The 22,235-nt window shown below is 61.6% G+C and carries 23 protein-coding genes and 1 pseudogene; 7 read left to right on the top strand and 17 right to left on the bottom strand.

Annotation, left to right across the window (positions count from 1 at the left end; genetic code table 11):
• Positions 1–5: 5 nt before the first annotated feature.
• The 3 genes and pseudogenes from OLZ32_RS16460 to OLZ32_RS16450 all read left to right on the top strand — a co-directional run.
• Positions 6–248 (top strand): annotated as a pseudogene (locus OLZ32_RS16460) (mechanosensitive ion channel family protein); the annotation flags it as partial.
• Position 249: 1 nt separating this feature from the next.
• Positions 250–1,383, top strand: a complete 1,134-nt coding sequence (locus OLZ32_RS16455) for a hypothetical protein (RefSeq protein WP_264397245.1) — start codon at positions 250–252, stop codon at positions 1,381–1,383.
• A 137-nt stretch (positions 1,384–1,520) separates the two neighbouring features.
• Complete coding sequence (locus OLZ32_RS16450) at positions 1,521–1,970, top strand: pyridoxamine 5'-phosphate oxidase family protein (RefSeq protein ID WP_264397244.1); 450 nt, start codon at positions 1,521–1,523, stop codon at positions 1,968–1,970.
• Between the two features lie 22 nt (positions 1,971–1,992).
• Here OLZ32_RS16450 and OLZ32_RS16445 read toward each other — a convergent pair whose 3' ends face one another.
• Positions 1,993–3,237 carry a DUF763 domain-containing protein gene (locus OLZ32_RS16445; protein ID WP_264397243.1) on the bottom strand — a complete coding sequence of 415 codons (1,245 nt, stop codon included), beginning with the start codon at positions 3,235–3,237 and terminating at the stop codon, positions 1,993–1,995.
• Between the two features lie 106 nt (positions 3,238–3,343).
• On the opposite strand from OLZ32_RS16445, the gene OLZ32_RS16440 reads away from it, so the two are divergent.
• Positions 3,344–4,870 (top strand): phospholipase D-like domain-containing protein, encoded by a 1,527-nt coding sequence (locus OLZ32_RS16440; RefSeq protein WP_264397242.1) that lies wholly within the window; start codon positions 3,344–3,346, stop codon positions 4,868–4,870.
• On the opposite strand, the gene OLZ32_RS16435 is transcribed toward OLZ32_RS16440, so the two are convergent.
• Positions 4,817–5,779: a lysylphosphatidylglycerol synthase domain-containing protein gene (locus OLZ32_RS16435; RefSeq protein ID WP_003550003.1), complete on the bottom strand. Its 963-nt coding sequence runs from the start codon at positions 5,777–5,779 to the stop codon at positions 4,817–4,819. The genes OLZ32_RS16440 and OLZ32_RS16435 overlap by 54 nt on opposite strands.
• A 94-nt stretch (positions 5,780–5,873) precedes the next feature.
• Here OLZ32_RS16435 and OLZ32_RS16430 point away from each other — a divergent pair, with 94 nt between their 5' ends.
• The gene (locus tag OLZ32_RS16430) at positions 5,874–6,602 is read left to right on the top strand and encodes an endonuclease/exonuclease/phosphatase family protein (protein WP_264397241.1); all 729 of its coding nucleotides are present in this window, start codon (positions 5,874–5,876) and stop codon (positions 6,600–6,602) included.
• 23 nt (positions 6,603–6,625) lie between these two features.
• On the opposite strand, the gene OLZ32_RS16425 is transcribed toward OLZ32_RS16430, so the two are convergent.
• From OLZ32_RS16425 to OLZ32_RS16405, 4 genes are all read right to left on the bottom strand, one after another.
• A complete protein-coding gene (locus OLZ32_RS16425) occupies positions 6,626–7,132 on the bottom strand; it encodes a hypothetical protein (RefSeq protein WP_003550001.1) in 507 nt (168 codons plus the stop codon).
• Between the two features lie 74 nt (positions 7,133–7,206).
• Complete coding sequence (locus OLZ32_RS16420) at positions 7,207–8,343, bottom strand: NAD(P)/FAD-dependent oxidoreductase (protein ID WP_264397240.1); 1,137 nt, start codon at positions 8,341–8,343, stop codon at positions 7,207–7,209.
• A gap of 96 nt (positions 8,344–8,439) precedes the next feature.
• Positions 8,440–9,975, bottom strand: coding sequence for an amino acid ABC transporter permease/ATP-binding protein (locus OLZ32_RS39240; protein WP_003549998.1), 1,536 nt, complete (start codon positions 9,973–9,975; stop codon positions 8,440–8,442).
• Between the two features lie 194 nt (positions 9,976–10,169).
• Positions 10,170–10,997, bottom strand: coding sequence for an ABC transporter substrate-binding protein (locus OLZ32_RS16405; RefSeq protein WP_003549997.1), 828 nt, complete (start codon positions 10,995–10,997; stop codon positions 10,170–10,172).
• 182 nt (positions 10,998–11,179) lie between these two features.
• Between OLZ32_RS16405 and OLZ32_RS16400 the strand changes: the two genes are divergently transcribed.
• Together OLZ32_RS16400 and OLZ32_RS16395 are read left to right on the top strand one after the other, a co-directional pair.
• Entirely contained in the window at positions 11,180–12,250 is a 1,071-nt protein-coding gene (locus OLZ32_RS16400; RefSeq protein WP_264397239.1) for a LacI family DNA-binding transcriptional regulator, read from the top strand.
• 177 nt (positions 12,251–12,427) lie between these two features.
• Positions 12,428–13,531, top strand: a complete 1,104-nt coding sequence (locus tag OLZ32_RS16395) for a helix-turn-helix transcriptional regulator (protein ID WP_264397238.1) — start codon at positions 12,428–12,430, stop codon at positions 13,529–13,531.
• A 148-nt stretch (positions 13,532–13,679) separates the two neighbouring features.
• On the opposite strand, the gene OLZ32_RS16390 is transcribed toward OLZ32_RS16395, so the two are convergent.
• The 11 genes from OLZ32_RS16390 to OLZ32_RS16340 all read right to left on the bottom strand — a co-directional run bounded on the left by OLZ32_RS16390 (position 13,680) and on the right by OLZ32_RS16340 (position 22,228).
• Positions 13,680–13,940 carry a hypothetical protein gene (locus tag OLZ32_RS16390; protein ID WP_003549994.1) on the bottom strand — a complete coding sequence of 87 codons (261 nt, stop codon included), beginning with the start codon at positions 13,938–13,940 and terminating at the stop codon, positions 13,680–13,682.
• Between the two features lie 132 nt (positions 13,941–14,072).
• Positions 14,073–14,303 (bottom strand): hypothetical protein, encoded by a 231-nt coding sequence (locus OLZ32_RS16385; RefSeq protein WP_264421812.1) that lies wholly within the window; start codon positions 14,301–14,303, stop codon positions 14,073–14,075.
• Positions 14,304–14,483: 180 nt separating this feature from the next.
• Positions 14,484–14,732 carry a hypothetical protein gene (locus OLZ32_RS16380; RefSeq protein ID WP_003549980.1) on the bottom strand — a complete coding sequence of 83 codons (249 nt, stop codon included), beginning with the start codon at positions 14,730–14,732 and terminating at the stop codon, positions 14,484–14,486.
• Between the two features lie 67 nt (positions 14,733–14,799).
• The gene (locus OLZ32_RS16375; RefSeq protein WP_264397236.1) at positions 14,800–15,207 is read right to left on the bottom strand and encodes a hypothetical protein; all 408 of its coding nucleotides are present in this window, start codon (positions 15,205–15,207) and stop codon (positions 14,800–14,802) included.
• 117 nt (positions 15,208–15,324) lie between these two features.
• Positions 15,325–15,615 (bottom strand): lipoprotein, encoded by a 291-nt coding sequence (locus tag OLZ32_RS16370; RefSeq protein ID WP_003549974.1) that lies wholly within the window; start codon positions 15,613–15,615, stop codon positions 15,325–15,327.
• Positions 15,616–15,745: 130 nt separating this feature from the next.
• Positions 15,746–15,907, bottom strand: coding sequence for a hypothetical protein (locus OLZ32_RS16365; protein ID WP_003549973.1), 162 nt, complete (start codon positions 15,905–15,907; stop codon positions 15,746–15,748).
• A gap of 193 nt (positions 15,908–16,100) precedes the next feature.
• The gene (gene malQ / locus OLZ32_RS16360) at positions 16,101–17,966 is read right to left on the bottom strand and encodes a 4-alpha-glucanotransferase (protein WP_264421810.1); all 1,866 of its coding nucleotides are present in this window, start codon (positions 17,964–17,966) and stop codon (positions 16,101–16,103) included.
• A gap of 29 nt (positions 17,967–17,995) precedes the next feature.
• The gene (gene treZ / locus OLZ32_RS16355; protein WP_026160242.1) at positions 17,996–19,765 is read right to left on the bottom strand and encodes a malto-oligosyltrehalose trehalohydrolase; all 1,770 of its coding nucleotides are present in this window, start codon (positions 19,763–19,765) and stop codon (positions 17,996–17,998) included.
• 134 nt (positions 19,766–19,899) lie between these two features.
• Positions 19,900–20,190, bottom strand: coding sequence for a type II toxin-antitoxin system RelE/ParE family toxin (locus OLZ32_RS16350; RefSeq protein WP_003549969.1), 291 nt, complete (start codon positions 20,188–20,190; stop codon positions 19,900–19,902).
• Complete coding sequence (locus tag OLZ32_RS16345; RefSeq protein ID WP_003549968.1) at positions 20,183–20,440, bottom strand: type II toxin-antitoxin system ParD family antitoxin; 258 nt, start codon at positions 20,438–20,440, stop codon at positions 20,183–20,185. Before OLZ32_RS16345 ends, OLZ32_RS16350 begins: the two co-directional genes overlap by 8 nt.
• Positions 20,441–20,551: 111 nt before the next feature.
• Complete coding sequence (locus tag OLZ32_RS16340; protein ID WP_264397234.1) at positions 20,552–22,228, bottom strand: response regulator; 1,677 nt, start codon at positions 22,226–22,228, stop codon at positions 20,552–20,554.
• Positions 22,229–22,235 lie beyond the last annotated feature (7 nt).

Genomic DNA, 22,235 nt, shown 5'->3' with positions numbered 1-22,235 from the left:
AAGGACAGGGTGTCGAGGAGTTCGCCGATTATGGCATCGTTCTCAGCTTTGCGATGACGACAGCGCCCGGAATGCAGACCTATATCCGGCGCAAGGCCTACGCGAAAATTCGCGAGGCTTTCCAGGCGAACGGCATCGAATTTGCGACGCCGTCGGTGCAGGTCGGCGGCGACGACAGGGACGGTGTTGCCGCTGCTGCGGCCGCGATCCGCACGCAGCAGGCCAAGGTGGTGGCGGCGGAGGGGTAGAATGGCCGGCGACGACGATCGCTTGCGGATCATGCATGGCGGGCCGTTCTACGAGCTGATGACCCGGCTTGGCATGCGCAAGCGCGGATGGCGGGCATTGGTCTTCGCAGGCCTGTGCTGGATGATCCCCGTGCTGATTCTGCTGGCAACCCGCGGCGGTCACGGGGCCGGCCTCTTCCTTCACGACTGGGGAGCGTGGGCAAAGTTCCTGATCGCGCCCGTTCTGCTGACGCTGGCGGAGAAGCCCATCGGCTTCGCCCTCGACGAGTGCGTTTCGATGCTCTTTCGGATTCCGCTCGTGTCGTCGCAGTCCATGCCAGACACCCGGAAGGCCCTGCGTGACGCAGGCGCTCGAACAACTGCCGGCTTTCCGGAACTCGTCTGCTTAGGTTTGGCGCTCGCAGCGACGATCTTCAATGCGTCCACGTTCCTTGGCGGATCCGCGCCCCCATGGGCGGTCGGCGACGGAAGCGTTTCTATGACGGGCTTCTGGTGCCTGGCGGTCGGCAACACCGTCTACTGGTTCCTGCTGACGCGTCTCGTATGGAAGCATGTGATCTGGTGCCTGTTCCTGTCGAGCGTCGCAAGGTGCCATCTCCGTCTCGCGGTCACGCATCCCGACGGCCATGGCGGCCTCGGCTTCCTCAGCTACTACCCTGCCGGCTATGGCCTCTTCACGCTTGCGGTGAGTTCCGTCTTCGCGGCCGGCGTCGGCCATATGATGCAGCGCGAGACCGTGACACCCGGTCTGTTCACCGTCGTCTGCGGGGCGTGGCTGGTGGTGGTCGCGATCTACTATGCTGTTCCGCTTGTCGGCGTCGTCATGCAAGTCTCCCGTCTGAAAAGGAAGACGATCCTGCTGTCGCTCTCGAAGGTGACGGATTTCGAGCGGTGGAGCGAGCGTGCGACGCTCGGGGACAATGTCGTCGGTGATGAAAGCGAGCCTGAGGTGGCGGAATTCCGCGATGTGAAGCCGGTCTACCTCGCATCGCTGAAGACGTCCGCAATGCTGATCAACAGGGACAACGTCCTGCCTGTTCTGGTGCCGACACTGCTGCCGATGCTGGTGGTCGGCGCGTCGTACTTGCCATATTCGCAGCTCGGGCCGATCGTGAAGCGGCTCCTGTTTCTATGAGATGCATGAGGGCGGCGCGCGTCTGCAGATCATCGTTGGCAATGACTTCGTGCGGCAAAATATCCGCAGGGAGCCTTCCACGGAACAATCTGGACGGTTGCACGCTACTCCCGAGCATTCAAACCCGGGAGATCGCAATGGCGTCCATGACCCTCGAAGACCTATCCTCGCAACTGAAGAAGATCGATTTCTGCATGCTGTCGACGAACGCAGGGTCGGGCCGCATCTCGGCCCGGCCGATGAGCAATAACGGCGACGTCGAATATGACGGGGATTCCTGGTTCTTTTCGTATGAAGACAGCAGGAAAATCACGGAGATCGAAGGCATCGACACAGTCTCGCTGACGTTCACGGCGCCTCCCAGCCTCCTCGGCAAGCCAGGGATTTTCATCGCTGTCGAGGGCTTCGCCTCGCTGGTGCGGGACAAGGCGGCATTCGAAGAACATTGGGTCCCCGATCTCGAGCGGTGGTTTCCTGAAGGTGTGGACACTCCCGGGATCGTTCTTATCAAGGTTTCGGCGTCCTCCATCCGGTACTGGGATGGTGAGGAAAACGGCGAGGTCACCCTGCCTGGCTCAGCGAGTTAAGATAGTGGCATAAAGGGGTGCCCTACTCTGCGGGCGGCTCCTCCCAGCCGAAGACGCTCCGACCACCGAAATCGGCGGATTGGCGGAATTCGCCGGCGATGATTTCCTTGAGGTCGGGACCGGTCACATAGCGTTCCATCTGCCTGGATTGGTCGTCCAGGCGCTTGAGCGCCTGCAACTCCTCCTCGCGTCCGAGCCTGCCCTTCTGCACCGCCGATTTCATCACGGCGATCGTCTCGTCATAGACCTTGAGCGGGACCGGAAAAGGATGGCGGTCCTTGCCGCCATGGGCGATCGAGAAGCGCGCCGGATCGGAAAAGCGGCAAGGCGCGCCGTGGACGACTTCCGCCACCATCGCCAACGCCTTCACCGTGCGGGCGCCGACGCCCGGAACGAGCAGCAGCTCCTCGAAATCCGCCGGCCCGCGGGCTGCCGCGGCAGCCAGATTTCCATGCAGGCGCCGCATGTTGACGTCGCTCTCGCGGACGTCGTGATGGGAAGGCATGATCAGGTGCGGCAGCATCGGCTGTTCGGCAGGTTCGGGCGCCGGTGCTTCGGCACGCAGCAATGCGGCGGCCTCCCGGATGATCCGGTCAGGACCGAGGGTCGCCAGCAGATCGAGCTGACCGCGCCGCGAGCGTTCGGCGCGCCGGTCGGCAAGATTGACGATCTCACCCTGGCTCCTTCCCTCGATTGCCGCATGCGGCGAGTCGACGAAGCTCTCCAGCCCTTCGGACAGCCAGTGATAGCGCCGGGCCTGCCGCCTGTCGCCGTTCATGCCTTGCTGCACGACCACCCAATGGCCGTCATCGGCGACGATGAACCCGTGCAGATAAAGATCGAACCCGTCCTGAAGGGCGGCGCTATCGACCTTGGCGATGAGACGGCTCGTGGTCGCGAGCCCCTCCCCGTCGAGGCCGACACGCTCGCCGATCGACACGAGCTCCTGCGGGGTCTTGCGCGAATGCGCGCCGCGGCCGCCGCAGACATGCAGGCCGAGCTCGCCGGCACGCGGCTTCAGCCCGCGCTTCAGCGCACCGAGAACGCTGGTCGTGATGCCGGAGGAATGCCAGTCCATGCCCATGACCGCGCCGAAGGACTGGAACCAGAAGGGATGCGCGAGCCTGCGCAGGAATTCGTCGCGGCCATAGTGATGGACGACCGCCTCGGTGATCAGTGTTCCCAACCGCGTCATCCGGTCGCCGAGCCAATGCGGTACGCGTCCCCCGTGAAGGGGAAGATCGGCGCTGCCTGCTCGTTGTGACATCTCGTTTCCTTGCATTCTGCATCGCAGGCTGCCCGTAGCGCCGACGCTATCGGGGAACCCAGGCAAATTCCGGGCGTTTGTGCTCCAGTTAGAGGCCGAGGCAATCATGACGACATTCGAAACCATCTTCAATAACCCGAGCTTGCTCCAGACAAAATCACAACGGCCGGGCGACCGCCAAAAACAGGAGGGCAGCGCCTTGTCCTTGGAAGGGAGCGCTGCCAAGGCCGCCTTCCTGATCAACGGCAACAGCTATTTCGCCGAGCTGGCGCGAGCGTTGCGGCAGGCGCGGCGCACCATCTGGATCGTCGGATGGGATTTCAATCCGGACATCCGGTTGGAACCCGATAAGTCCGACGAAACGCTGGCCGACCTGTTGCATGCCCTGGCAGCGGCAAATCCGAAGCTCGAAATACGCATCCTCGTCTGGGCGCTCGGTCCCGTTTATTCCGGCAAGTCCCTGCAGCCGCTGCGGAAGAAAAACTTTCCCAGAAATGAGCAGATCGATCTGCGCTTCGAACTTCAGCCGACATTGCGCGGCTGCCACCATCAAAAACTCGTCTCTATCGACGATACCGTCTCCTTCATCGGCGGCATAGACCTGACGTCGCGCCGGTGGGACACCTGGCTCCACCGCGCCAAGGATAAGCTACGGCGCGACCCCAAGGGCGTTTCCTATGATCCGCTGCATGACGTTCAGGCAATGGTCACCGGCGACGCCGCCAGGTTGATCGGCGATATCGTCAGGCAGCGCTGGGAAAACGCCACCGGCGAAAGCCACCTGCCGCTGGCCGAAAACGTCCCCTTCGCCTGGCCGGACGATCTCGCCGTTTCGATGAGGGAGATCGCGGTCAGCTTGGCGCCGACGGAGCCGTCGACCGCTTTTCGCCCCGGCGTCAGCGACGGCATCGCCATGACATTGGACGTCGTCGCCCGGGCGCGGCGGCAGCTTTACATCGAGGCGCAATATCTCGCCTCCTTCCGCGTCGCCGACGCCATTGCCGCGCGGCTGCAGGAGGAAGACGGCCCCGAAGTTGTCATCATCTGCACGCGCAGTTCTCATGGGCTGATCGAAAAGATTGTCATGGGCGGCAATCGCGACCGCGTCATCCGCCGCCTCAAACGCGCCGATCGCGCCGATCGCCTGCGCGTCTACTATGCCGTCGTGCCCGGGCCAATCGTGCCCGGGCCAGTCACGGCGAAAGAGAGCGGCGAGGTGGAGGTGCTCGTCCATTCCAAACTGATCATCACCGATGACGAACTGGTCCGCATCGGCTCCTCCAACCTCAACAATCGTTCGGAAGGGCTGGATGGCGAATGCGACATGCTGTTCGAGGCCGGCAACAACGAGCATCGCCGCGCGATCGCGGACCTGCGCAATCGCCTGCTTTCGGAATATCTCGGAACCACCCCGGAAAGCTTTGCCGCAGCCTTTATGCAAAACGGCTCGTTGATCGAGGCGGTCGACGCGCTCAATGACGGCCCCCGGGGCTTGCGGGAATTCACCGTCGAGCTGTCCGGCAGCATTTCACCGATTTCAGGCACGGCGATCTTCGACCCGGTTCGACCCTTCGCAGTTTTAAACCGACTGGGCCTCGGCACGCTCGTCCGCCGCCTCATTCGCCCCGCGTGACGTCCGTCGGAAAACGACCTCGCTGATGACGAGAAGGGTCGTGCCGAGCGCCAGCGGAATGAAGAAATAGGCGCAGCGGAACGCAATCAACGCGCCGATCGACGCCTCCTTCGGCACAACATAGGAGACCGTGGCCTCGAGCACGCCGAGACCACCCGGAACATGCGTTGCGAGGATCGCCGAATTGGCAAGCACGTAAGCCGTCACCGACCTGAAGAAGGCAACGTCGCCGAAGGCCGAAAGCATCTGTTGCAGGCAGGCGGAGACGAGCATGAAATTGATCGTCCCGACCCCGACCTGCGCAACCGCGAGCGAAAATCGGGGCAACTGAAACGTCCAGCGCCATAGCTGCAACGTGCCACGGATGAAAAACGAAAGGCCCGCATAGACCACCGGCACGACGAGCGCCAGCGAACCGAAGATGCGCACACTTGCAGGGTCGATGCGCAGCACGCGCCCGGCATCGCCGGGATTGACGATCATGGCGATGCCGCCAAGCGTGATCAACCCGAGCCCCACCGTGACACCGCAAAACAGGATGATCTTCGCCACGTCCTCCGCCGTCAGCCCCCAACGTGAGTAGAAACGATAGCGAAAGGCGCCGCTGCTGAGGCCCGCAAAGCCGATATTGTGGCCGAGCGAAAGACTGATGAAGGACGCCAGCGCAATCCTGGGATAGGGCAAGGATTTGCCGAGCGAACGGATCGCCAGGAGATCGAAGCAGCTCAGGCACAGATAGGACCCCGCCGCAAAGAGAAGTGCCGTGCAAAAGGTCGAAAAAGGGATGCTGCGAACCGATTGGACGATCTGATCGAGGCTGTATTGTTGGAAGATCCGATAGAGGAGAAAGACCGCAAGACAAAGGGCAGCAACGAGCAGTCCATTCCAGATCATGCTTTTCAAGCTCATCGATTGTCCTCAGGAGTGCTAGCGCGATGGTTCGATAATCGGGAACGATCAAACGAGTTTTGTGTTCCCCCGGGGAACGAGTTCAGCGGGGCCCATGCCGGATAAATCAATCAAACTCCTGACCTATAACGTGCACAGTTGTATCGGCGGCGACCGGAAGCTCGATCCCGGCCGCATCGCTTCTGTCATCGCCGAGGCTGAGGCTGATATCGTCGCTCTTCAGGAGGTCGACGTCCTCAGGCGCAGGACCGGCGGCGTCGACCAGGCCCATGCGATCGCCTCGCTTTTGAAGATGCAGGCTCATTTCCATCCGGCGCTGTCGATCGCCGAGGAGCAGTATGGTGATGCGATCATCACATCGCTGCCGACAGGCGCGGTCAAGGCCGGACCATTGCCATCCATCGGCGAACAGCGCGGCGCCATTTCCGTCGAAATACTGGTCGGCAACAGAAAACTGCTGGTCGTCAACACCCATCTCGGCCTTCGTGGCCGCGAGCGCATCCGGCAGATGACGACATTGCTGAACCCCGGCTGGCTGCGCGGCACAGCGGATGAACCTCTTCCAACCATCCTCTGCGGCGATTTCAACGCCATTCCGTCATCGGCGACTTACCGACTTGCCGCGCGGTCATTGAAGGACGCCCAGCTCGCAGGCAGCGCCGCGCCGAGAGCGACCTTTCCCTCGCGCTACCCGCTGATGCGCCTGGACCACATCTTTGTCACGGACGATCTCATCGTCAAACAGGCGGCGGTCCTGGAAAACCGCCTGACAAGGATTGCCTCGGACCACCTGCCTCTGCTTGCGGAAATCGGCTTCGCCTGATCAGTCATCGACACTGACGACTTTCACCGGGCGAGCTTCCGGTTCATCACCGCCGCCACCAACGGTAGAGCCGTCGTCGCCACGGCTCCCAGTGGCAAACGCATGATGCCCCTGGTGACGACGAAGGTCGCCGCCATTGCACCTGCCAGCTTGAGCCAAGGCTGATTGCCGAGCTGCGCATGGGCGCTGGCATCGGCCCATCGGACGTTCTCCGTAACGACGGTCGCAGCCTGATGTTGGATCACATGAAGGCGAGCGCGGAGGTTTTCGAGTTCTTCTCGCAGTTCTTGCAGACGGCCTTCCAGGACATGACCTTCGTAGATCGGGAAAGGCTCCTCAACGGTGTCTCCAACGGAAGCATGACCACCGAGCGTCGCAATATATGCCCGATATTCGGCCTCGCTGGCGAAACCCTCACGTCTGATAAGATCAGGATTGATGCTCGCCTCTTCGAAGGAGGCCGGCGCGGTTTCCACACCGTCGCGCATAACCTTGTTTGTGCCGGTGTCCCCGAGTTCGTCCTTGAACATGATGCGTCTCCAGTTGTTCCTGGCGATAGAACGCTCGAGGGCTCAGAAGGATGCATCGGCCTCCGCCCCTGCCTTCATCTTCGCGACGCGCTGAAACGCTCCGGCCGAAATTCCGCCAGCAGCGGATGCCGGCGTCCAGTGACGATCTCGTCCGCCAGCAGTTCGCCGGCAATCAGGCCGAGGGTGGCGCCGCTATGGCTGAAGGCAACGAAATAACCCGGGATCGACGGCAGTTCGCCGAAGACGGGCTCGCCGTCGCCCGGGATAGGCTTCGGGCCGACCCCATAATCTTCGACCTCCAGCACCGGATTGCCTTCGAGAACCCTGGAGGCCTCGCGCAGCAATCCTTCCAGCGTCGATTGCCTGACATCATAGCTGCCGTCGGGCTTCACGCTCACTTCTTCCTCGGACCAGGCGGCGTCGAGCGCGAAGCCACCGTTGGGCGTCGGCCGGATGGCGACGCGAGGGGTGTTGAGCACGGCCTTCAGCGGGTGCCGGATCGGCTTGGTCCGGACGAGAAGGGCGACAGGCGTTGCATCGCCGATATGTTGGCCGGCCTCGGCGACGATTGCGGGGACGTTGCCGCCGGCAGCAAGCAGCACGGCATCCGCATCGCGGCGCATGCCGTCTGCCGTGATCACGCCACGGGCACGCCCGCTTTCGACATCGACAGTCGCGCGACCCGCGTCCGTGACGATCTCGCCGCCCAGCGTGCGGAATTCTTCCACGAGCGTGCCGATCAAGGACGGAAGATCGACCCAGCCCTCCGCGGGATTGAAGATCGCGCCTTGCGGCGTCACCGCACTTGCATCGACACCCGGCGTCGCCGCAGCAATTCTTTCCGGCGCAAGCCATTGCGCGTGATAGCCGAGATCGCGCTCATAGTCGAAGATCTCGGCGATCTCGTTGGCGGCATCGTCCGCATCCCAGGTCAAGCCCCCGTCGAAGCGCAGCCACGGCGCGTCGGGATTCCGAACGGCCAGTGTGCGATAGCGATCTATGCCGGCCAAACGCAGACGGTGATAGGCATCGGAGCGTTTGCGTGACGAGTTGAGCCAGGCGAGCGAACGGCCGGAGGCGCCGTTGGCGAGCGGGCCGTCATTGATGAGCACGGTGCGGACCCCGAGCCGTGCCAGATGGACTGATGTCGAGACGCCAAAGATCCCGCCGCCGATGACGACGACCTTCGAAGGTTTGGTGGAAGCATTCATGTCGATAACCTTGTTTTCTGCTCTTGCTAGATCGAGTGAAATCCGGCACGCCCGGCATGAGGACGACCGGGAGCGCCATGCGTTGCCTCAGGCGCTTCAGAGAACTTCAGCAAGGAAGCGCTTCAGCCGCTCGCTTCTGGGATTGTCGAAGATCTGCTGCGGGCAGCCAGCCTCGACGATGCGGCCCTCATCCATGAAGACGACCTGATCGGCCACCCTGCGGGCAAATCCCATCTCGTGCGTCACCACGGCCATCGTCATGCCCTGGCGGCCGAGAGCGGCCATCAGGTCGAGCACGCCCTTCACCAGTTCGGGATCCAGCGCACTCGTCACTTCGTCGAACAGCATGACCTCGGGATCCATGGCCAGCGCGCGTGCGATGGCGACGCGCTGCTGCTGCCCACCTGACAGACCTGCGGGCCGATGATCCCGACGCTCTGCGAGACCGACCTCGGCCAGACGCGCCTCGGCAATGCGCCGCGCCTCCTGCCTCGGCATCTTCTTGATCTTGGTCAGTGAAAGCATGACGTTTTCGAGTGCGGTGTGATCGGGAAACAGGTTGAAGTGCTGGAACACCATGCCTACACGCCGGCGCAGCCTCTCCGGCTTCATCGCCAGGATGCTCCCGCCATCGAGCAGGATGTCGCCGCTTTTCGGTTCGACAAGCCTGTTCATGCAGCGCAGCAGCGTCGACTTGCCCGAGCCGGAAGGGCCGATGATGCAGGTGACGGTACCGGCGGCGATGTCGAGATCGACACCCTTCAACACGTCGAGATCGCCATAGGCCATGGTGAGGTCGCGGATGTTCAGGGCGCCGCCCTTGAAGCGCGGCGTACTCTCCTCGGCCGTGCCCGTGGGATGGGGGTCGGCAGCGGCCCGCAACTCGCTTACTTCGACCAATCCGCTCGCAGCACCCGAGCCGCGGCCTTGTTTTCCGAGCCGCAGTCTCGCATCGATATAATTGACGAAGTGGGTCAGCGGCACGGTGATGACGAGATAGAAGACGCCCGCCAGCAGCAGCGGTGACAGATTGCCGGTGACGACGGCCTGATCCTGGCCGACACGGAAGATCTCCCGCTCGGAAGCGAGCAATCCGAGGAAATAGACAAGGCTGGAATCCTTGACGTTTCCGATGAACTGATTGACCAGCGCCGGCAGAACCCGCCTGATGCCTTGTGGGATGACGATCAGGCGCATGCCCTGCCCGTGGCTCATGCTGAGCGCCCGGCAGGCTTCCATCTGGCCGCGCTCGACGCTTTGAATGCCGGACCGGAAGATTTCGCCGATATAGGCTCCGGCAATCAGGCTGAGCGCCAGGATGCCGAGCGGAAATGGCGACGGACCGAAGATCTCGCGCCCGATCCGGGCAAAACCCTGGCCGATGATCAGGATCGTGACGATCGCCGGAAGCCCGCGGAAAACATCGGTATAGATGCGCGCCGGCAGCCGCAGCCAGCGGGATTGCGAGATGCCCATCACGGCAAGCGCCATACCGATGATGACGCCGAGCACGGTCGAGGCGGCGGCCAGGATCAGCGTGTTCTTCAGGCCGACGCTGATCATGCTCGGCAGAACTTCCGCCATGGCGTCCCAGTCCAGGAAGCTGCGGCGCAGATTTTCAAGCCAGTTCATTCAGATCCCCATGAATTCTTGCCCGGCGCGGACGCCGCCGACTAAAGCGCGTCGCGATCTTTCGGATTCGCTTGTCGCGCTTTAGGTCCTTGTTTTTACGCATGTCGTTATCGCAAAACCGCTGCACACTTATGCGCGACATGCTTTAGCAGAGCCTTGGTAAGCCGCCCGCCATGAGCGGGCGGCTTGCGGCGTCACTTCTTGGGAAGATACTGTTCCGGCATCGGCGAGCCGGGGAACCACTTTTCGTAAAGGGTCTTCCAGGTGCCGTCCTGCATCGCATCGTGAAGCGCGCCGTTGAGCGCCGTGCGAAAGGCGTCATTTCCTTTTCGGATCACGAAGCCCGCCGGCGCATCGAAGGACGGGATATTCACGGCAACCTTCAGCGCGGGATAGCGCTCGCCATATTGCTTGGCGGCCTCGTAGTCGAGAAAATGCGCATCGACTGTTCCGTTGTTGAGGGCGGCCACCGCGGAATTGTTGTCGGGAAATTTCACCAGATCGGTTCCCCCGAAATTCTTGGCTGCATAGACCTCCTGCAATGTCCCCTGCACGACGCCGAGACGCTTACCCTTGAGGCCACCGGCATCCTTGATGCCGGCATCCGGGGTCAGGACGGAGAGATAACCGGCAAGATAGCCGTCGGAAAAGTCGATGGTCTTCTTGCGGGCTTCGGTGGTTCCGATCGCAGCAACGGCAACGTCGAACCTTTCGTTTGCGACCGACGGCAGGAGTGCTGAAAATTCCTGGCCCGTGAACGTCACCTTATCTTTTTGAAAGCCGAGGCGGGAGACGACGTTGAGAAACAGCTCGATATCGAAACCGGTGAACTGGCCGTCCGCCGTCGCAAACGTATAGGGCTTGGAATCGCCCATCGTGCCGACGCTGATAGTCCCGGGCTCGATCAGGTTATAGGGATTGTCGGCGGCGGCCGCAGGGCCTGCCCCCATCGCAAGAAGGCATGTCAAAAGGCCGGCCCGCAACGGGGCCATGATGGCCGGAAGTGATTCAAAAGGCTTCATCGTCGTTCTCCGCTCTGAAAGGAATGCTCTTGTCGGCATTGTAGATCGTCCCACCGCTACCGCGCATCGCGGCAAAGATTTATGGACAAGATACCGGTCTCCGATATAAAGAGACCGGTCTCACAATATATTTGATATCCGTCAATTGACCGGTCGTCAACAATTCTTGTAGTCCTCGGCCCATGGAAGATTCCGCTCATCCGAAACGTGCAGTCACCGTTGCCGACGTCGCGAAGGCCGCAAAGGTCTCGAAGGCGACGGCCGCCCGCGTTCTCGGCGGCTACGGCGTGGTCAGCGCCAAGATCACAGATCAGGTCATGGCGGCGGCCGCGGCCCTCGAATACCGCCCGAACGAACTCGCCCGCAGCATGAGCACCGGAAGGTCCGGCATCATCGGGGTCGTGGTCGGCGATATCGAGAACGCTTTCTTCAGCCTGGCGGTGCGCGGCATCAGCGATGCGGCCCGTCTTGCGGGCTTCAACGTCATCATCGCGAATTCGGGCGAAGAGCTCGATGCGGAAAAATCGGCCGTCGACCTGCTGATCGGCAAACGCGTCGATGGCCTGATCGTCACGCCGGCAAGTTGCGACAGTATCGATCATCTCCACCACGTTCGCCGCGCCGGCGTGCCGCTCGTCCTGTTCGACCGAGCCATCCCGGAACTCGATGTCGACGCCGTAACCGGCGACGACCGGGATGCGGCCATCGCGGCGACCCGGCATCTGATCGGGCAAGGACATCGCCGCCTCGCCTACGTCTCTGCCATGGATGCCGAGGGCGGCGAGCTCACCGATATCGGGCGGATCTCGAATTCCGCCGTGCGCGAACGCGTAGAAGGTTTTGTCAGCGTCCTGACCGAGGCGGGTTTGCCGAACCCTCTTCATTATGTCAGGCTCGGCGCCACGGACCAGCGCCAGACGGATGGCGTGATCAAACGCCTGCTCGCCGACAGTGCTGCGCCGACGGCGCTGCTGGCATCGGACAGCCTCGTCGGCTTGCGCATCTTCAAGTCACTGCAATCGCTCGGCCTGTCGATCCCCAAGGACGTGTCGATGATTTCGTTTCTCGACGCCGATTGGACCAGCGTCACCGTTCCGCCGATCACCATCGTCGACCAGCGCGTCTACGAGATGGGCAAGCTCGCCGGCGAGCGGCTCATCGCCCGTATCGAGCGCACCCCTCTTGCCGTCGAACGTCTACGCGTCAGCACGAGCCTCGTCCTGCGCGGCTCCGTCGCCACGATTGGCCGGTGAGGCCTATGGAGTTGGCTATACCCCCATCGCTTTGCGAAGCAGCGAGTAGTACCGCATTGCGATAGGTCACGAATGCCCATGGCCGCCGGCTTGATATTACATGGGGTTGCTGTTGTCTTTGCCTGACCAACGTTATTTAATACCGAAAATACTCGCTGTGGGATTTTCAGAAAGATCATGCTCCAGTCAAAAGACGCTTCATCTGAGCTGATAGATTTGATCTATGGAAGTCTATTCGGTGAGTGCAACTGGCAGGATTTTCTGGATCGCGTTGCGCAAACTTCGCCGAATGGAAAGGCTGCCCTCCATTACCACGATCTGGCCTCGCCTGTGGCCCATGTTCCCTACGTATCGGGGTTTTCGAGGAATGAGGTCGACCAGTTCAGCAGCCACTTTGCCGCAGTGAACCCCTGGATTCCGAGATTGAGCTTTGTGCCGGTTGGTCAAGGTGTCTGCGGAGACGAAATCTTTCCACGCGAAGACTTGCTCAAATCGGAATTCTACAACGATTGGCTGAAGGGACAGGCCCGATGCGAGACGAGCATCGGTGTCTCCATCATTCGGGAGGAAACCCGCACCTTCGTCCTATCGACCTGCACGTCGTCAGCCGACCCCGATTTCAACAAGGAAGCAGCCGGGCGTTACACGATACTCGCGCCTCATTTGAAAAGAGCTTTCGACTTCATCCGGAAGCGCGATCTACTCGCCCCGGAAAGACAGACGACGCAAACCCTGTTTGATAGCATCGGCGTCGGATTGATCTACGTTTCGGAGCAAGGGCGAGCACGTCAATGGAATAAGAGCGCGGAAGCCTTAATGGCGGCTGGCTTTCCTGTGCAAGTCGCCCCGAGTGGCAGGCTCGAACTTCAATGCGAGAGGTCGACTGCCGTTCTCGATTTCCTGACTTCCAGAAAGGGTGTGCAAACAAGGCCGCATACGGCGATTGCAAATGGGAAGGACAAGGCTAGTTATCGCATCACACTCCTCCGGCTCCAGTCCGATGCGTTCACTGAGTTCTTGGAGGGGCCGACCGTGGCCGTCATTGTCGAGCCGATGGTGGCCACGCCACTCAATGAGCGGCGAGACTTCCTAATGGAAGCCTACAAACTGACTGCGACGGAGATTCGGATCGCATCAAGCATTGCCTCGGGCCATTCTCCAAAAGAGGTGGCCATAGCCGATCACATCAGCTACGAAACGGTCAGAACCCACCTCAGAAACATCTATTCCAAGCTCGGGGTGAACTCCCGGGTTGGTTTGGTCGCGCTGCTCATGCGCTGACCAACGCCTTGAAATTCGTCCCTACCGCCCGCATGGCCAGCGAGCCTTTGCATATTGCGAACGGGTTCCGAGCGCAAAGACGTGCGACACTCGACACGAATTCCGGCAACCCTTGTCTCATTGCGTCGGAAAACCAGTGCTACGCTCACTAATCATAGAGTTCGCCGTGACCAATCTGCTCCCTTGCAGGCGCATCGCTGAGTGAGGGATCGTCGGCCGGATCGGGATCTCTCTTGTTGGCATCGCTCAGAAGCTGCGCGGCCTTAAGCAGTGCCGCGGTTACCTCCTCGGTGCCCCATCCGGCTTCATTGGCGGCTGCAATCAGCCTTTCCAAAGCGTCGCGCGCGGCTGCGGTCGCCTCTTCGAAGCGCTGCGCAGGGGATTCGGTCTTCGGTGGTGGAAAGGTCATCGGCGTTCCCTCCATAGGTCTGGCTGTTAGGAGTGAACGCAGCCCAGGGAAAATAGATGCACGACCATGCTGATTAAACAAACCGATGCCCAGCAGCGCCGTACCGGCAAGGGCCGGCCACGTCCTTTCCCCTCAGACGACCGTCTGCAACAGAAACGGAGAGCGCTCCAACGGACGCTGGGCGAGGATCCTCAGCATTGCGGGGCCTTGTATGCCGGAAGTCGTGCAGGAATGGCCGTCGTGATAGATCACCGTCATGATGCGGCTGAGACTATTGTACCTGATCTCTGCGATCGTCCGGGTGTGAACCGGAAAGATGAACTCATGGGGTTGAGATTTCTCCCCCGAGGTGTTCAAGGTCATTGCGATGCCCCACCGAAAAAAGCAATTTTAGCCTGACCGCGCCCTGGTCTAAGCCTAACGGTGTCTATCAAGCACATATTGCTGCGACGGTCGCGTGACATCGGCGTGACACGCAGAATCGGCACTGCCAACTCAGGGCGGGGCTCGTGACGCGTCAGTTGCCAAAGCGGCCATCAACGGTCAATGCAACGTCCGACGGATCCCGTGTGCGAGAGCGGTCTGCGGCCAGCATTCGACCGTGCGTGCCAGCGATCGAACGGCTTCGTCCACGTTGAAAACCATGTCCCCGAGCCGCTCGATCTCATAATCGAGCTCGTAGACCTGGACCTCGTCGAGGTCGTCATTCTGGAGCAGTCGCCTCATTGCATCGATAAGGCGCTCAGTTCGCCCAACGATATCAAGAGCGCTGCGTATGATGATGTCGAACATGCCTATCCCCTCGCTTCGATAATGAAGCGTCGGCCATAATCGCGCTGCTGACAATCCTGAAATCTTGTCAGAGGCGCTCGCGGATCGTGTCGTAGAGATCCCTCAACTCACGCAGTGCGGGTTGAGGCCGAAGGCGCGGCAGGGCGGCGCGACGTACGGCGAAGGCAAGCGCGCCGGCGGCCGCCGCGACGAGCAGGAGCGTTGAGGCCGGGTAGAGCTTCACCGCAGCTTCCGTCTGACGCATTGCTTTCCCGGCACTCCCCTTTGCCGATCGGCCGGCATCGAGCACTTGATGCTGGAGTGCACCGATCTGCTTCCGCAGCGCGCTCAACTCTTCGCGCAGATCATGATCAGGCTGACGGGGAACACCGACGGAGGCTGTTTTCGTATCGATGACCGCCTTCGGCACTGGCTCGCCGATCTTGGCTCCTCTGTTATCGAGGGTCGTCGTCTCAGTGATCTTGCGACGCGGCATGATCATTTCTCCTTCTAGAGCATCTCCGTTTTTTCTCGCAGTCACGGAAATGCTCTATCTTTTTGTCTTTACGCAATTCCCGACGCAAAACCGCCGCGTGCTTTTGCCGGAATTGCTCTAGTCGTCGTCGAGCGAGAAGACCGGCCGGTAGTGGCGCTCGGCGATCAGCAAGCTCCGGTCGGGCCGGATGATGTAGATCTCCTCGACCTGGCGCCCCCATTGATCTGTGAAGGTGTGGGGGAAGGAAGAGCCCACGGGCGATTTCGTCAACTTCGTGCGAGGCTGGCCATTATACGTGATACTGCCGGGAATGGGGGCCAGGCCCGCCGACGAGTAATTGCCTGCCCCGGTCGTGCAGCCTGTCAGCACAACGGCGAAAACCAACCCAAATACTATGCTCCGCTTCATCGAACCCTCCAACGGCTTCAGTGTCGGCCGCCGCTCCAAGTCCTTGACACGGTCATCACGACGGGCTCGGGAAACCTGTCAGTGCTCTCGCGCATCAAAAATCATCTCGGTTGCCGTCTGCCGCAAGCGTCTAAAACTCGTCGCTGCGGCGCTTCACGGCGTGCCTCAGAGCTACCAAATGCCTTCGACGCTCCAGCATATAGTCGGCATATCCGACGCAGATGAACAGCAATGTCGGGCCGGCATAGATCATGATCAGAGCCAATGCGATGAGGATGAATGCGGTCGTCATGGTCTTGTTTCCATCGATACTGATCGTCGCATCTGAAGCGGCGAATGCGGACAAGCGTTCATCTCGCGATCCCTGTCCTTATTCCTTCAAAATTCGCCGGCTTCCTATTCGTTCCCTGCGCGAAGCGATTTCCATATGCGCGGCAGGCCCTCTCGAACGGCAATGATGAAGCGGACGGCTCGCCCGGCCTTAATCACTCCCGTGGACGCTCCTCCCGCATTGCCGCCGTCACGCTCTTGAGCAGCGGGCTCGACATCAGATGCGCGAGCAAAACCGATAGCTTCGGCTTCCAGTTCGGATAGCTGTCGCTGGTGCCCGGAACATTGGTTGGACTTTTCTCGTCGCTGAGATCGGCGAGACGGACCGCGGCGAGAAGCGAGGGCGTCCTGGCGATGAAGCGATAGGCGCTGACAGTCAATTCTCTCAGCGTCTCCTCGCTTGCCCGCGCTTGGGAAAGCCTGGCCGGCAGGCCGAGGCCGGCAGCCTTCAGCGCCGCTTTCAGGTTTCTCCGCTCGCGCTTGCGGTCTTCGAGATGTTTCTCGGTGAGATCGGGCGGCACGATGCCGTGGTCGCACCGGGCCTGAATGTCGGCGCCGCGCCACCAGCCGGCAAGGGTCTGGTGGTCGTGCGTCGAAATGCAGGCCAAAGCCAGGACGGGATAGGCGTCCGCCGGCTTGAAGCCCTTCTCGTCCTGCTCATAGGAAAGGATGCGATAGGAGAGAATATGGGAGGCCGCCAGATCGCCCTGCAATCCCTTGGGGATCAGTCCAAGGTCTTCTCCGATGACGAGGCACCGATGCTCGGCGGACACCTCGGCGAGGATCTGCAGAAGCCGATGCTGGGGATAGCGGACAAAAGCGCCGCTTTCCGGCCTGCTGCCCAATGGCACCAGGAAGAGGCGGCGAAGCGCTGCGGCGTGGTCGATGCGGATGGCGCCCGCATATCGCATGGCGGCGCTGACCATGCGTCGGAAAGGCGACATTTCTCCTGCCGCGATCGCGGAGGGCAGATATCCGGCGAGATGCCAGTCCTGCCCGTCGACGGCGAAGGGATCGGGTGGGCTGCCGATGGTGGCCTTCGAGACATAGATATCCGGCTCGCTCCATGTCGCCGAGCCATCGACCGCCTCCCCGACGGCAAGATCGAGATAGAGCCCGATCCGCAGGCCGGCCTTCCGCGCCCGCTCCGCCGCCTGCATCAGCTGCCGGTGAGCAAGCCACTGCAGCCACATGTGGAAACGGACATCGTCCGCGTGTCCGCGCTCGAATTCGGCGACGACGGCGCTGTCGAAGCGTTGAAAATCGGCCGGCCACCATTGCCAGCTGGCGCCCACCCCGTGCTCGACCATGGAAAACGAGAGGCATTCGAAAAGCGCATGCAGCCGCAGGCTGTTACCACCTTGCGTAATGAAGGCGTCGAAATCGGCGGGATCATAGGCGTCGCCGATCACGCTGCGCCGTCGCCAGGCCGGCCAGAGATCGCGCAGGGCCCTCAGCTTGATCTGTGCGACGCCGGCGTAATCGACGAGATCGGTTTGGCGAAGGCCTGCCAATTGCCGTTCGAGTTCGGGACTGCAGGCAAAACCCGGCAGCCGGTCGACGGCGATATAGAGCGGGTTGAGATGCTGGCGGCTCGAGGGCTCATAGGGGCTGCAACGGTCGGGATCGGCGAGAAACGGCGCGTGAAGCGGGGTGAGGCCGATGAAATCGGCGCCCAGCGATCCCGCGAGATCCGCCATATCGGACAGATCCTCGAAGTCTCCTATGCCCCAGTTGCGCGCCGAACGGAGCTCGTAGAGCTGCAGGCTCACGCCCCAGACGCGCGTGCCGGAAAGGAAATCGGGCAGAAATGACCTGACGATCTTCTTAGTCGCCGGCTCGGGCTCCCGCCGCGGCGCGCCGTTCTCGGGATCGGCCGCTCCCGGCACTTCGATCTTCAGTGCCGAGAGGATCTTGCGCTTGGTCTCGCCTGAGATCGCCACCTCCCGATTGTCGGGACTGGGCCTGGTCGGGCTGATGCCGTGCCGGCGGGCGAGCTTGTCGAGCTCAGCAGATTTCATCGTTCAATCGCCTTCCTGTCAGCACGCCGTCACGCCTCGCTGATGCTCCAGATTACCGTCCAGGGGGCGAGACCGCCGCTATCGCTGCCACCGAGACGGAAGATCGTCTCGCCGTCGCTCCGCTGCGAGACGAGTGGCACCGCCTCGGCGCCGAGGTTGGCATGCAGATGAAGACGGCGGTTTTGAGCCAGGGTCCAATCCACTGCGAGCGCGCTTCCCGCGGAGCGATAGACCGCGTTTCCGGCGCCAGCGCCTTTCAGCAAAGGCACGATCCTTCGGTGCCGAAGGTCGAGAAGCGTCCTGTAAAAACCAAGGACCTTCGAGGAGGCAAGTTTCGACCAGTCCAGCTTGGCGGCGGTGAAGGTCGATGGCGCCGTCGGGTCGAGAAGGTCGTCGGCGTCGAAGCCCGGCAGACGGGAAAGCTCCTCGCGACGGCCTCTCCTGACCTTCTCGTTCAGGTCCTCGTCGAAATCGCAGAAGAAGGGGAAAGGCTCTTTGGCGCCCCATTCCTCGCCCATGAACAGCATCGGGATCTCGGGCGCCAGCAGGTAGATGGCGGCGACGGCCTTGACGACATCAGCCGGGCTCGAAGCCAGAACCCGGTCCCCCAGCGCCCTGTTGCCGATCTGGTCATGGTTCTGGATAAAGGAGATGAAAGCGGTGGGCGGCAGATGGCCGCTCGGGCTGCCGCGGCTTGCGCCGCGATAGGGCATGTGCTCCCCCTGAAACACGAAGCCTTCCGCCAGCGCCCGACCGAGCTTGCCGGCGTCACCGGCGTAATCGGCATAGTAGCCGAAGGTTTCGCCGGTGGCGGTGATATGCAGCACATGGTGTACGTCGTCGTTCCACTGGGCGGTGAACAGCTTCACTTCCCCGTTTTTATCACGCTGCAACAGGTCGCTGTCGTTCTCCTCGTTTTCGACGATCAGATGAACATGCCGGTCGCCGGCCGCGGCCCTGACGCGGCGGGCAAGCGCGTGAAGCAGATGCTCGGCGCTGTCGTCCTTGATGGCGTGGACGGCATCGAAGCGGAAACCGTCGAGCCTGAACTCGGTGATCCAGTAGATGGCGTTCTGGATGATGAACTCGCGGATCATCTCCGATCCGTCGCCGTCGTAATTGACGCCGTTACCCCAGGGCGTCTTGTGGTGGTCGGTAAAGAGCGGCGCATAGGAGGGGATATAGTTCCCGTCAGGCCCGAAGTGATTGTAGACCACGTCCAGGAAAACCGCGATGCCGCGCTGGTGCGCTGCGTCCACCAGCGCCATGAAATCTTCCGGCCGGCCGTAGCTGCTGTCCGGAGCATAGGGAAGCACGCCATCATAACCCCAGCTGTAACGGCCGGGAAATTCACTCAGCGGCATGATCTGCAGCGCCGTAACGCCCAGCGCCTGCAGATGGTCGAGCCGCTCGATCGCGGCCTTGAAAGTGCCCTCCGGCGTGAAGCAGCCAATATGCATCTCGTAAATGACCATCTCCTCCCAGGGCCGTCCGGTCCAGTCGCTTGCCTTCCAGCGATAGAGGGAAAGGTCGACCACCTCGCTCGGTCCGCGCACATCCTGCGGCTGAAACCGTGAGGCGGGATCGGGAATTTCGAGACCGTCCGGCAGGACGAAGCGGTATTGCGTACCGACACTGGCACCCGCGACCGTATAGTGGTGCCAGCCGTCTCCGACCGCCTGCATCGGCCGCGGATCAGCGCCTTCGATCTTCAACGACACGCTTTCATGCAGGGGAGCCCAAAGGCGGAATAGAATGCCCTCTTCGGTGAATGCCGGTCCGAACGTCATTTGGGTCAAAGGAAAGCCTTCGATGAAATTGGGATGGGATTTGGATAACTTTTGCGGGAGCAAAAAGTTTCGTCCGCCAGCGGACACGCGAAAGCGGCCGCCGTCACCAGGTGACGGTATTCACCGGAACATAGAAGGTTGGGTCAATCGAGCCAGGTCGTGGGCTCGCGCATCCCGTGGACAACGACGACAATTTCGGCGCCGTAATTGGTGGGTTCATAGATGGCGATATAACGCCCCTCGATAATCAGGCGGGCGACGGGGCTAATTTCCGGGCGCGCAGGCCCCATTTCGGGATGAGCCGCGACCAGTTCGAACTTGTCGAAAAGCTTTTGCAGGAGCCTGTCGGCAGCCAGTTCATTGTGAACGGCGATATTGCGCCAGATATCGCGCATCTGGCGCTGGGCACGCGGAGTCAACTTATATTTAGCCACGGGCTGCGCGTTCTGCTTTCAGTTCTTGCAGGAAGGCCGTAGGATCAATCTCTTCGGGTTCGCCGCTGGCTTTGCCCTCGGCATATTCCCGCTTGAGTTTTTCCAGTTCAAGCGCACGAATTTCCTCCCGCTGTTCCAGCAAGCGGAGGCTATCGCGCATGACTTCGCTGGCGCTGGCATAGCGCCCGCTTTCCACAAGCTCACGGACAAAGCCTTCATAGCGAGGCCCAATATTATAGCTGGAGGGCATGGCAATACCTTTCATCGAGGCAATATTATCAGTTTTTGATAACCCGGACAAATAAAACAGACGGCACCACCTTGACTGCGACCAGAAATTGCAGCCGCGGCACTTCAACCCTCAAGCCGCCGCGACTTTGCCCGAGAGCGCCTGATCCATCGCCGCCTGAAGCTGTTCCTGCGTGAACGGCTTCTTCATCCGCAGCATCCGGCCGAGACCATGGTCCTCGGAAAACTCGGCATAGCCCGATGCAAGGATGATGGGCAGGCCTGGAAAGGAGGAGCGAAGGTGACGCGCAAGCTCGGCGCCCGTCATGCCCGGCATGGCATGATCGGTGATGACGAGATCGCAACCCTGCCCCTCGGCAAAGAATTCCAAAGCCTGGGAGGCGGAAGACGCTTCTTGCGGCAGGTGCCCGAGATCCTCGAGCATCGCCACGGTCCCGGTCCTGACAAGGGCATCGTCATCGACGACCAGAATGGCAAGCGGCCGCGACGCCGGTTTCAAGGGCTCCGGGGCCGGAGGCTCGACGGGAGGCGGCACCTTGACGAAGGTTTCGGCAACGGGCAGCCACAGCGAAACCGTCGTGCCCTTGCCCTTGACGCTCGATATCTGGATCGAGCCGCCGGATTGCGCCGCCAGGCCATGCACCATCGACAGGCCGAGACCGGTGCCTTTGCCGACCCCCTTGGTGGTGAAAAACGGTTCGGCGGCACGCGAGACCGTTGCCTCGTCCATCCCCTCGCCATCGTCCGCCACCGATATCCTGATGTAATTTCCGCCCGCGAGGCCGGCCGGCCGGGCGTCTTCGGCTGCCGCCGCGGCAACCGTCACGGCTCCGCCGCTTTCGAGCGCATCCCGGGCATTGACGAAGAGGTTCAGCAGCGCCAGTTCCAGCTGGTTGCTGTCGACGAGGAGGGGCGCCAGATCCGCCGGGATGCTTTTGCGGATTTCGATGCGCGGCCCCACCGCCTTGGCGAGAAGGTCCTCGACGTTTTCAAACAGCCTGAAGAAGTCGACCGCCTGCGGCTTAAGCTCTTGGCGGCGTGCGAAGGCAAGCAGGCGCTGGGTGAGCGCGGTGCCGCGCTCGGCCGCCTGGATCGCATTCGTCACCAGGCGTTCGCTGCGTTCATCGGCCGGAAGCCGTTTCTTCAGAAGGTTCAGGCTGCCGAGAACTGCCATCAGGAGGTTATTGAAGTCGTGGGCCACGCCACCCGTCAGGTGGCCGATCGTGTCGAGCTTTTGCGCCTCGAACAACTGTGCGAGCGCCTCTTCGCGCTCGCGCGTCCGTTGATCGATCCGGTGCTCGAGTTCCTCGTTGAGTTCGCGCAACTGCGCTGCCGAGGCCTCGAGCTCGGCGGTCCGCTGGTGAACGCGGGCCTCCAGCTCCGCGTTCAGGCGTTCGAGTTCCCTCGTCTTCCTGTAGAGATCGGCAAAGACCCGCACCTTGGCTCTGAGCACCTCCGGGACGATCGGGACGGAGACGTAGTCGACCGCGCCCACTGCATAGCCGCGCAGCCGGTCCGGTTCCGCCAGCATCACGGCGGAAACGAAGATGATCGGCGTGTTCTGATAGCGCGGATGCTGCCGGATCATGCTGACGAGTTCGAACCCATCCTGTTCGGGCATGCAGACATCGACGAGGATCACCGCGATTTCGGTGCGCAACAGGTGCTCGAAGGCTTCGCGAGCCGATTGCGCCTTGATGAGGTTTTCTTGGAGCTCTTCGAGAATGACCTCGTAACTCAGGAGCTTTGCCGGTTGGTCGTCGACGAGGAGGATGTTGACGGGGTTCATGGCCAGA

The organism is Rhizobium acaciae (assembly GCF_025941625.1).
Taxonomy (GTDB): Bacteria; Pseudomonadota; Alphaproteobacteria; order Rhizobiales; family Rhizobiaceae; genus Rhizobium; species Rhizobium acaciae.
Note: the sequence above shows the minus strand (reverse complement) of the source record. Positions and strands in the feature narration are given on the sequence as shown.

Coding starts and splice junctions, on each gene's coding strand:
- OLZ32_RS16455 (WP_264397245.1), top strand. CDS start 250: ATGGCCGGCGACGACGATCGCTTGCGGATCATGCATGGCGGGCCGTTC.
- OLZ32_RS16450 (WP_264397244.1), top strand. CDS start 1,521: ATGGCGTCCATGACCCTCGAAGACCTATCCTCGCAACTGAAGAAGATC.
- OLZ32_RS16445 (WP_264397243.1), bottom strand. CDS start 3,237: ATGTCACAACGAGCAGGCAGCGCCGATCTTCCCCTTCACGGGGGACGC.
- OLZ32_RS16440 (WP_264397242.1), top strand. CDS start 3,344: ATGACGACATTCGAAACCATCTTCAATAACCCGAGCTTGCTCCAGACA.
- OLZ32_RS16435 (WP_003550003.1), bottom strand. CDS start 5,779: ATGAGCTTGAAAAGCATGATCTGGAATGGACTGCTCGTTGCTGCCCTT.
- OLZ32_RS16430 (WP_264397241.1), top strand. CDS start 5,874: ATGCCGGATAAATCAATCAAACTCCTGACCTATAACGTGCACAGTTGT.
- OLZ32_RS16425 (WP_003550001.1), bottom strand. CDS start 7,132: ATGTTCAAGGACGAACTCGGGGACACCGGCACAAACAAGGTTATGCGC.
- OLZ32_RS16420 (WP_264397240.1), bottom strand. CDS start 8,343: ATGAATGCTTCCACCAAACCTTCGAAGGTCGTCGTCATCGGCGGCGGG.
- OLZ32_RS39240 (WP_003549998.1), bottom strand. CDS start 9,975: ATGAACTGGCTTGAAAATCTGCGCCGCAGCTTCCTGGACTGGGACGCC.
- OLZ32_RS16405 (WP_003549997.1), bottom strand. CDS start 10,997: ATGAAGCCTTTTGAATCACTTCCGGCCATCATGGCCCCGTTGCGGGCC.
- OLZ32_RS16400 (WP_264397239.1), top strand. CDS start 11,180: ATGGAAGATTCCGCTCATCCGAAACGTGCAGTCACCGTTGCCGACGTC.
- OLZ32_RS16395 (WP_264397238.1), top strand. CDS start 12,428: ATGCTCCAGTCAAAAGACGCTTCATCTGAGCTGATAGATTTGATCTAT.
- OLZ32_RS16390 (WP_003549994.1), bottom strand. CDS start 13,940: ATGACCTTTCCACCACCGAAGACCGAATCCCCTGCGCAGCGCTTCGAA.
- OLZ32_RS16385 (WP_264421812.1), bottom strand. CDS start 14,303: ATGACCTTGAACACCTCGGGGGAGAAATCTCAACCCCATGAGTTCATC.
- OLZ32_RS16380 (WP_003549980.1), bottom strand. CDS start 14,732: ATGTTCGACATCATCATACGCAGCGCTCTTGATATCGTTGGGCGAACT.
- OLZ32_RS16375 (WP_264397236.1), bottom strand. CDS start 15,207: ATGCCGCGTCGCAAGATCACTGAGACGACGACCCTCGATAACAGAGGA.
- OLZ32_RS16370 (WP_003549974.1), bottom strand. CDS start 15,615: ATGAAGCGGAGCATAGTATTTGGGTTGGTTTTCGCCGTTGTGCTGACA.
- OLZ32_RS16365 (WP_003549973.1), bottom strand. CDS start 15,907: ATGACGACCGCATTCATCCTCATCGCATTGGCTCTGATCATGATCTAT.
- malQ (WP_264421810.1), bottom strand. CDS start 17,966: ATGAAATCTGCTGAGCTCGACAAGCTCGCCCGCCGGCACGGCATCAGC.
- OLZ32_RS16345 (WP_003549968.1), bottom strand. CDS start 20,440: ATGCCCTCCAGCTATAATATTGGGCCTCGCTATGAAGGCTTTGTCCGT.
- OLZ32_RS16340 (WP_264397234.1), bottom strand. CDS start 22,228: ATGAACCCCGTCAACATCCTCCTCGTCGACGACCAACCGGCAAAGCTC.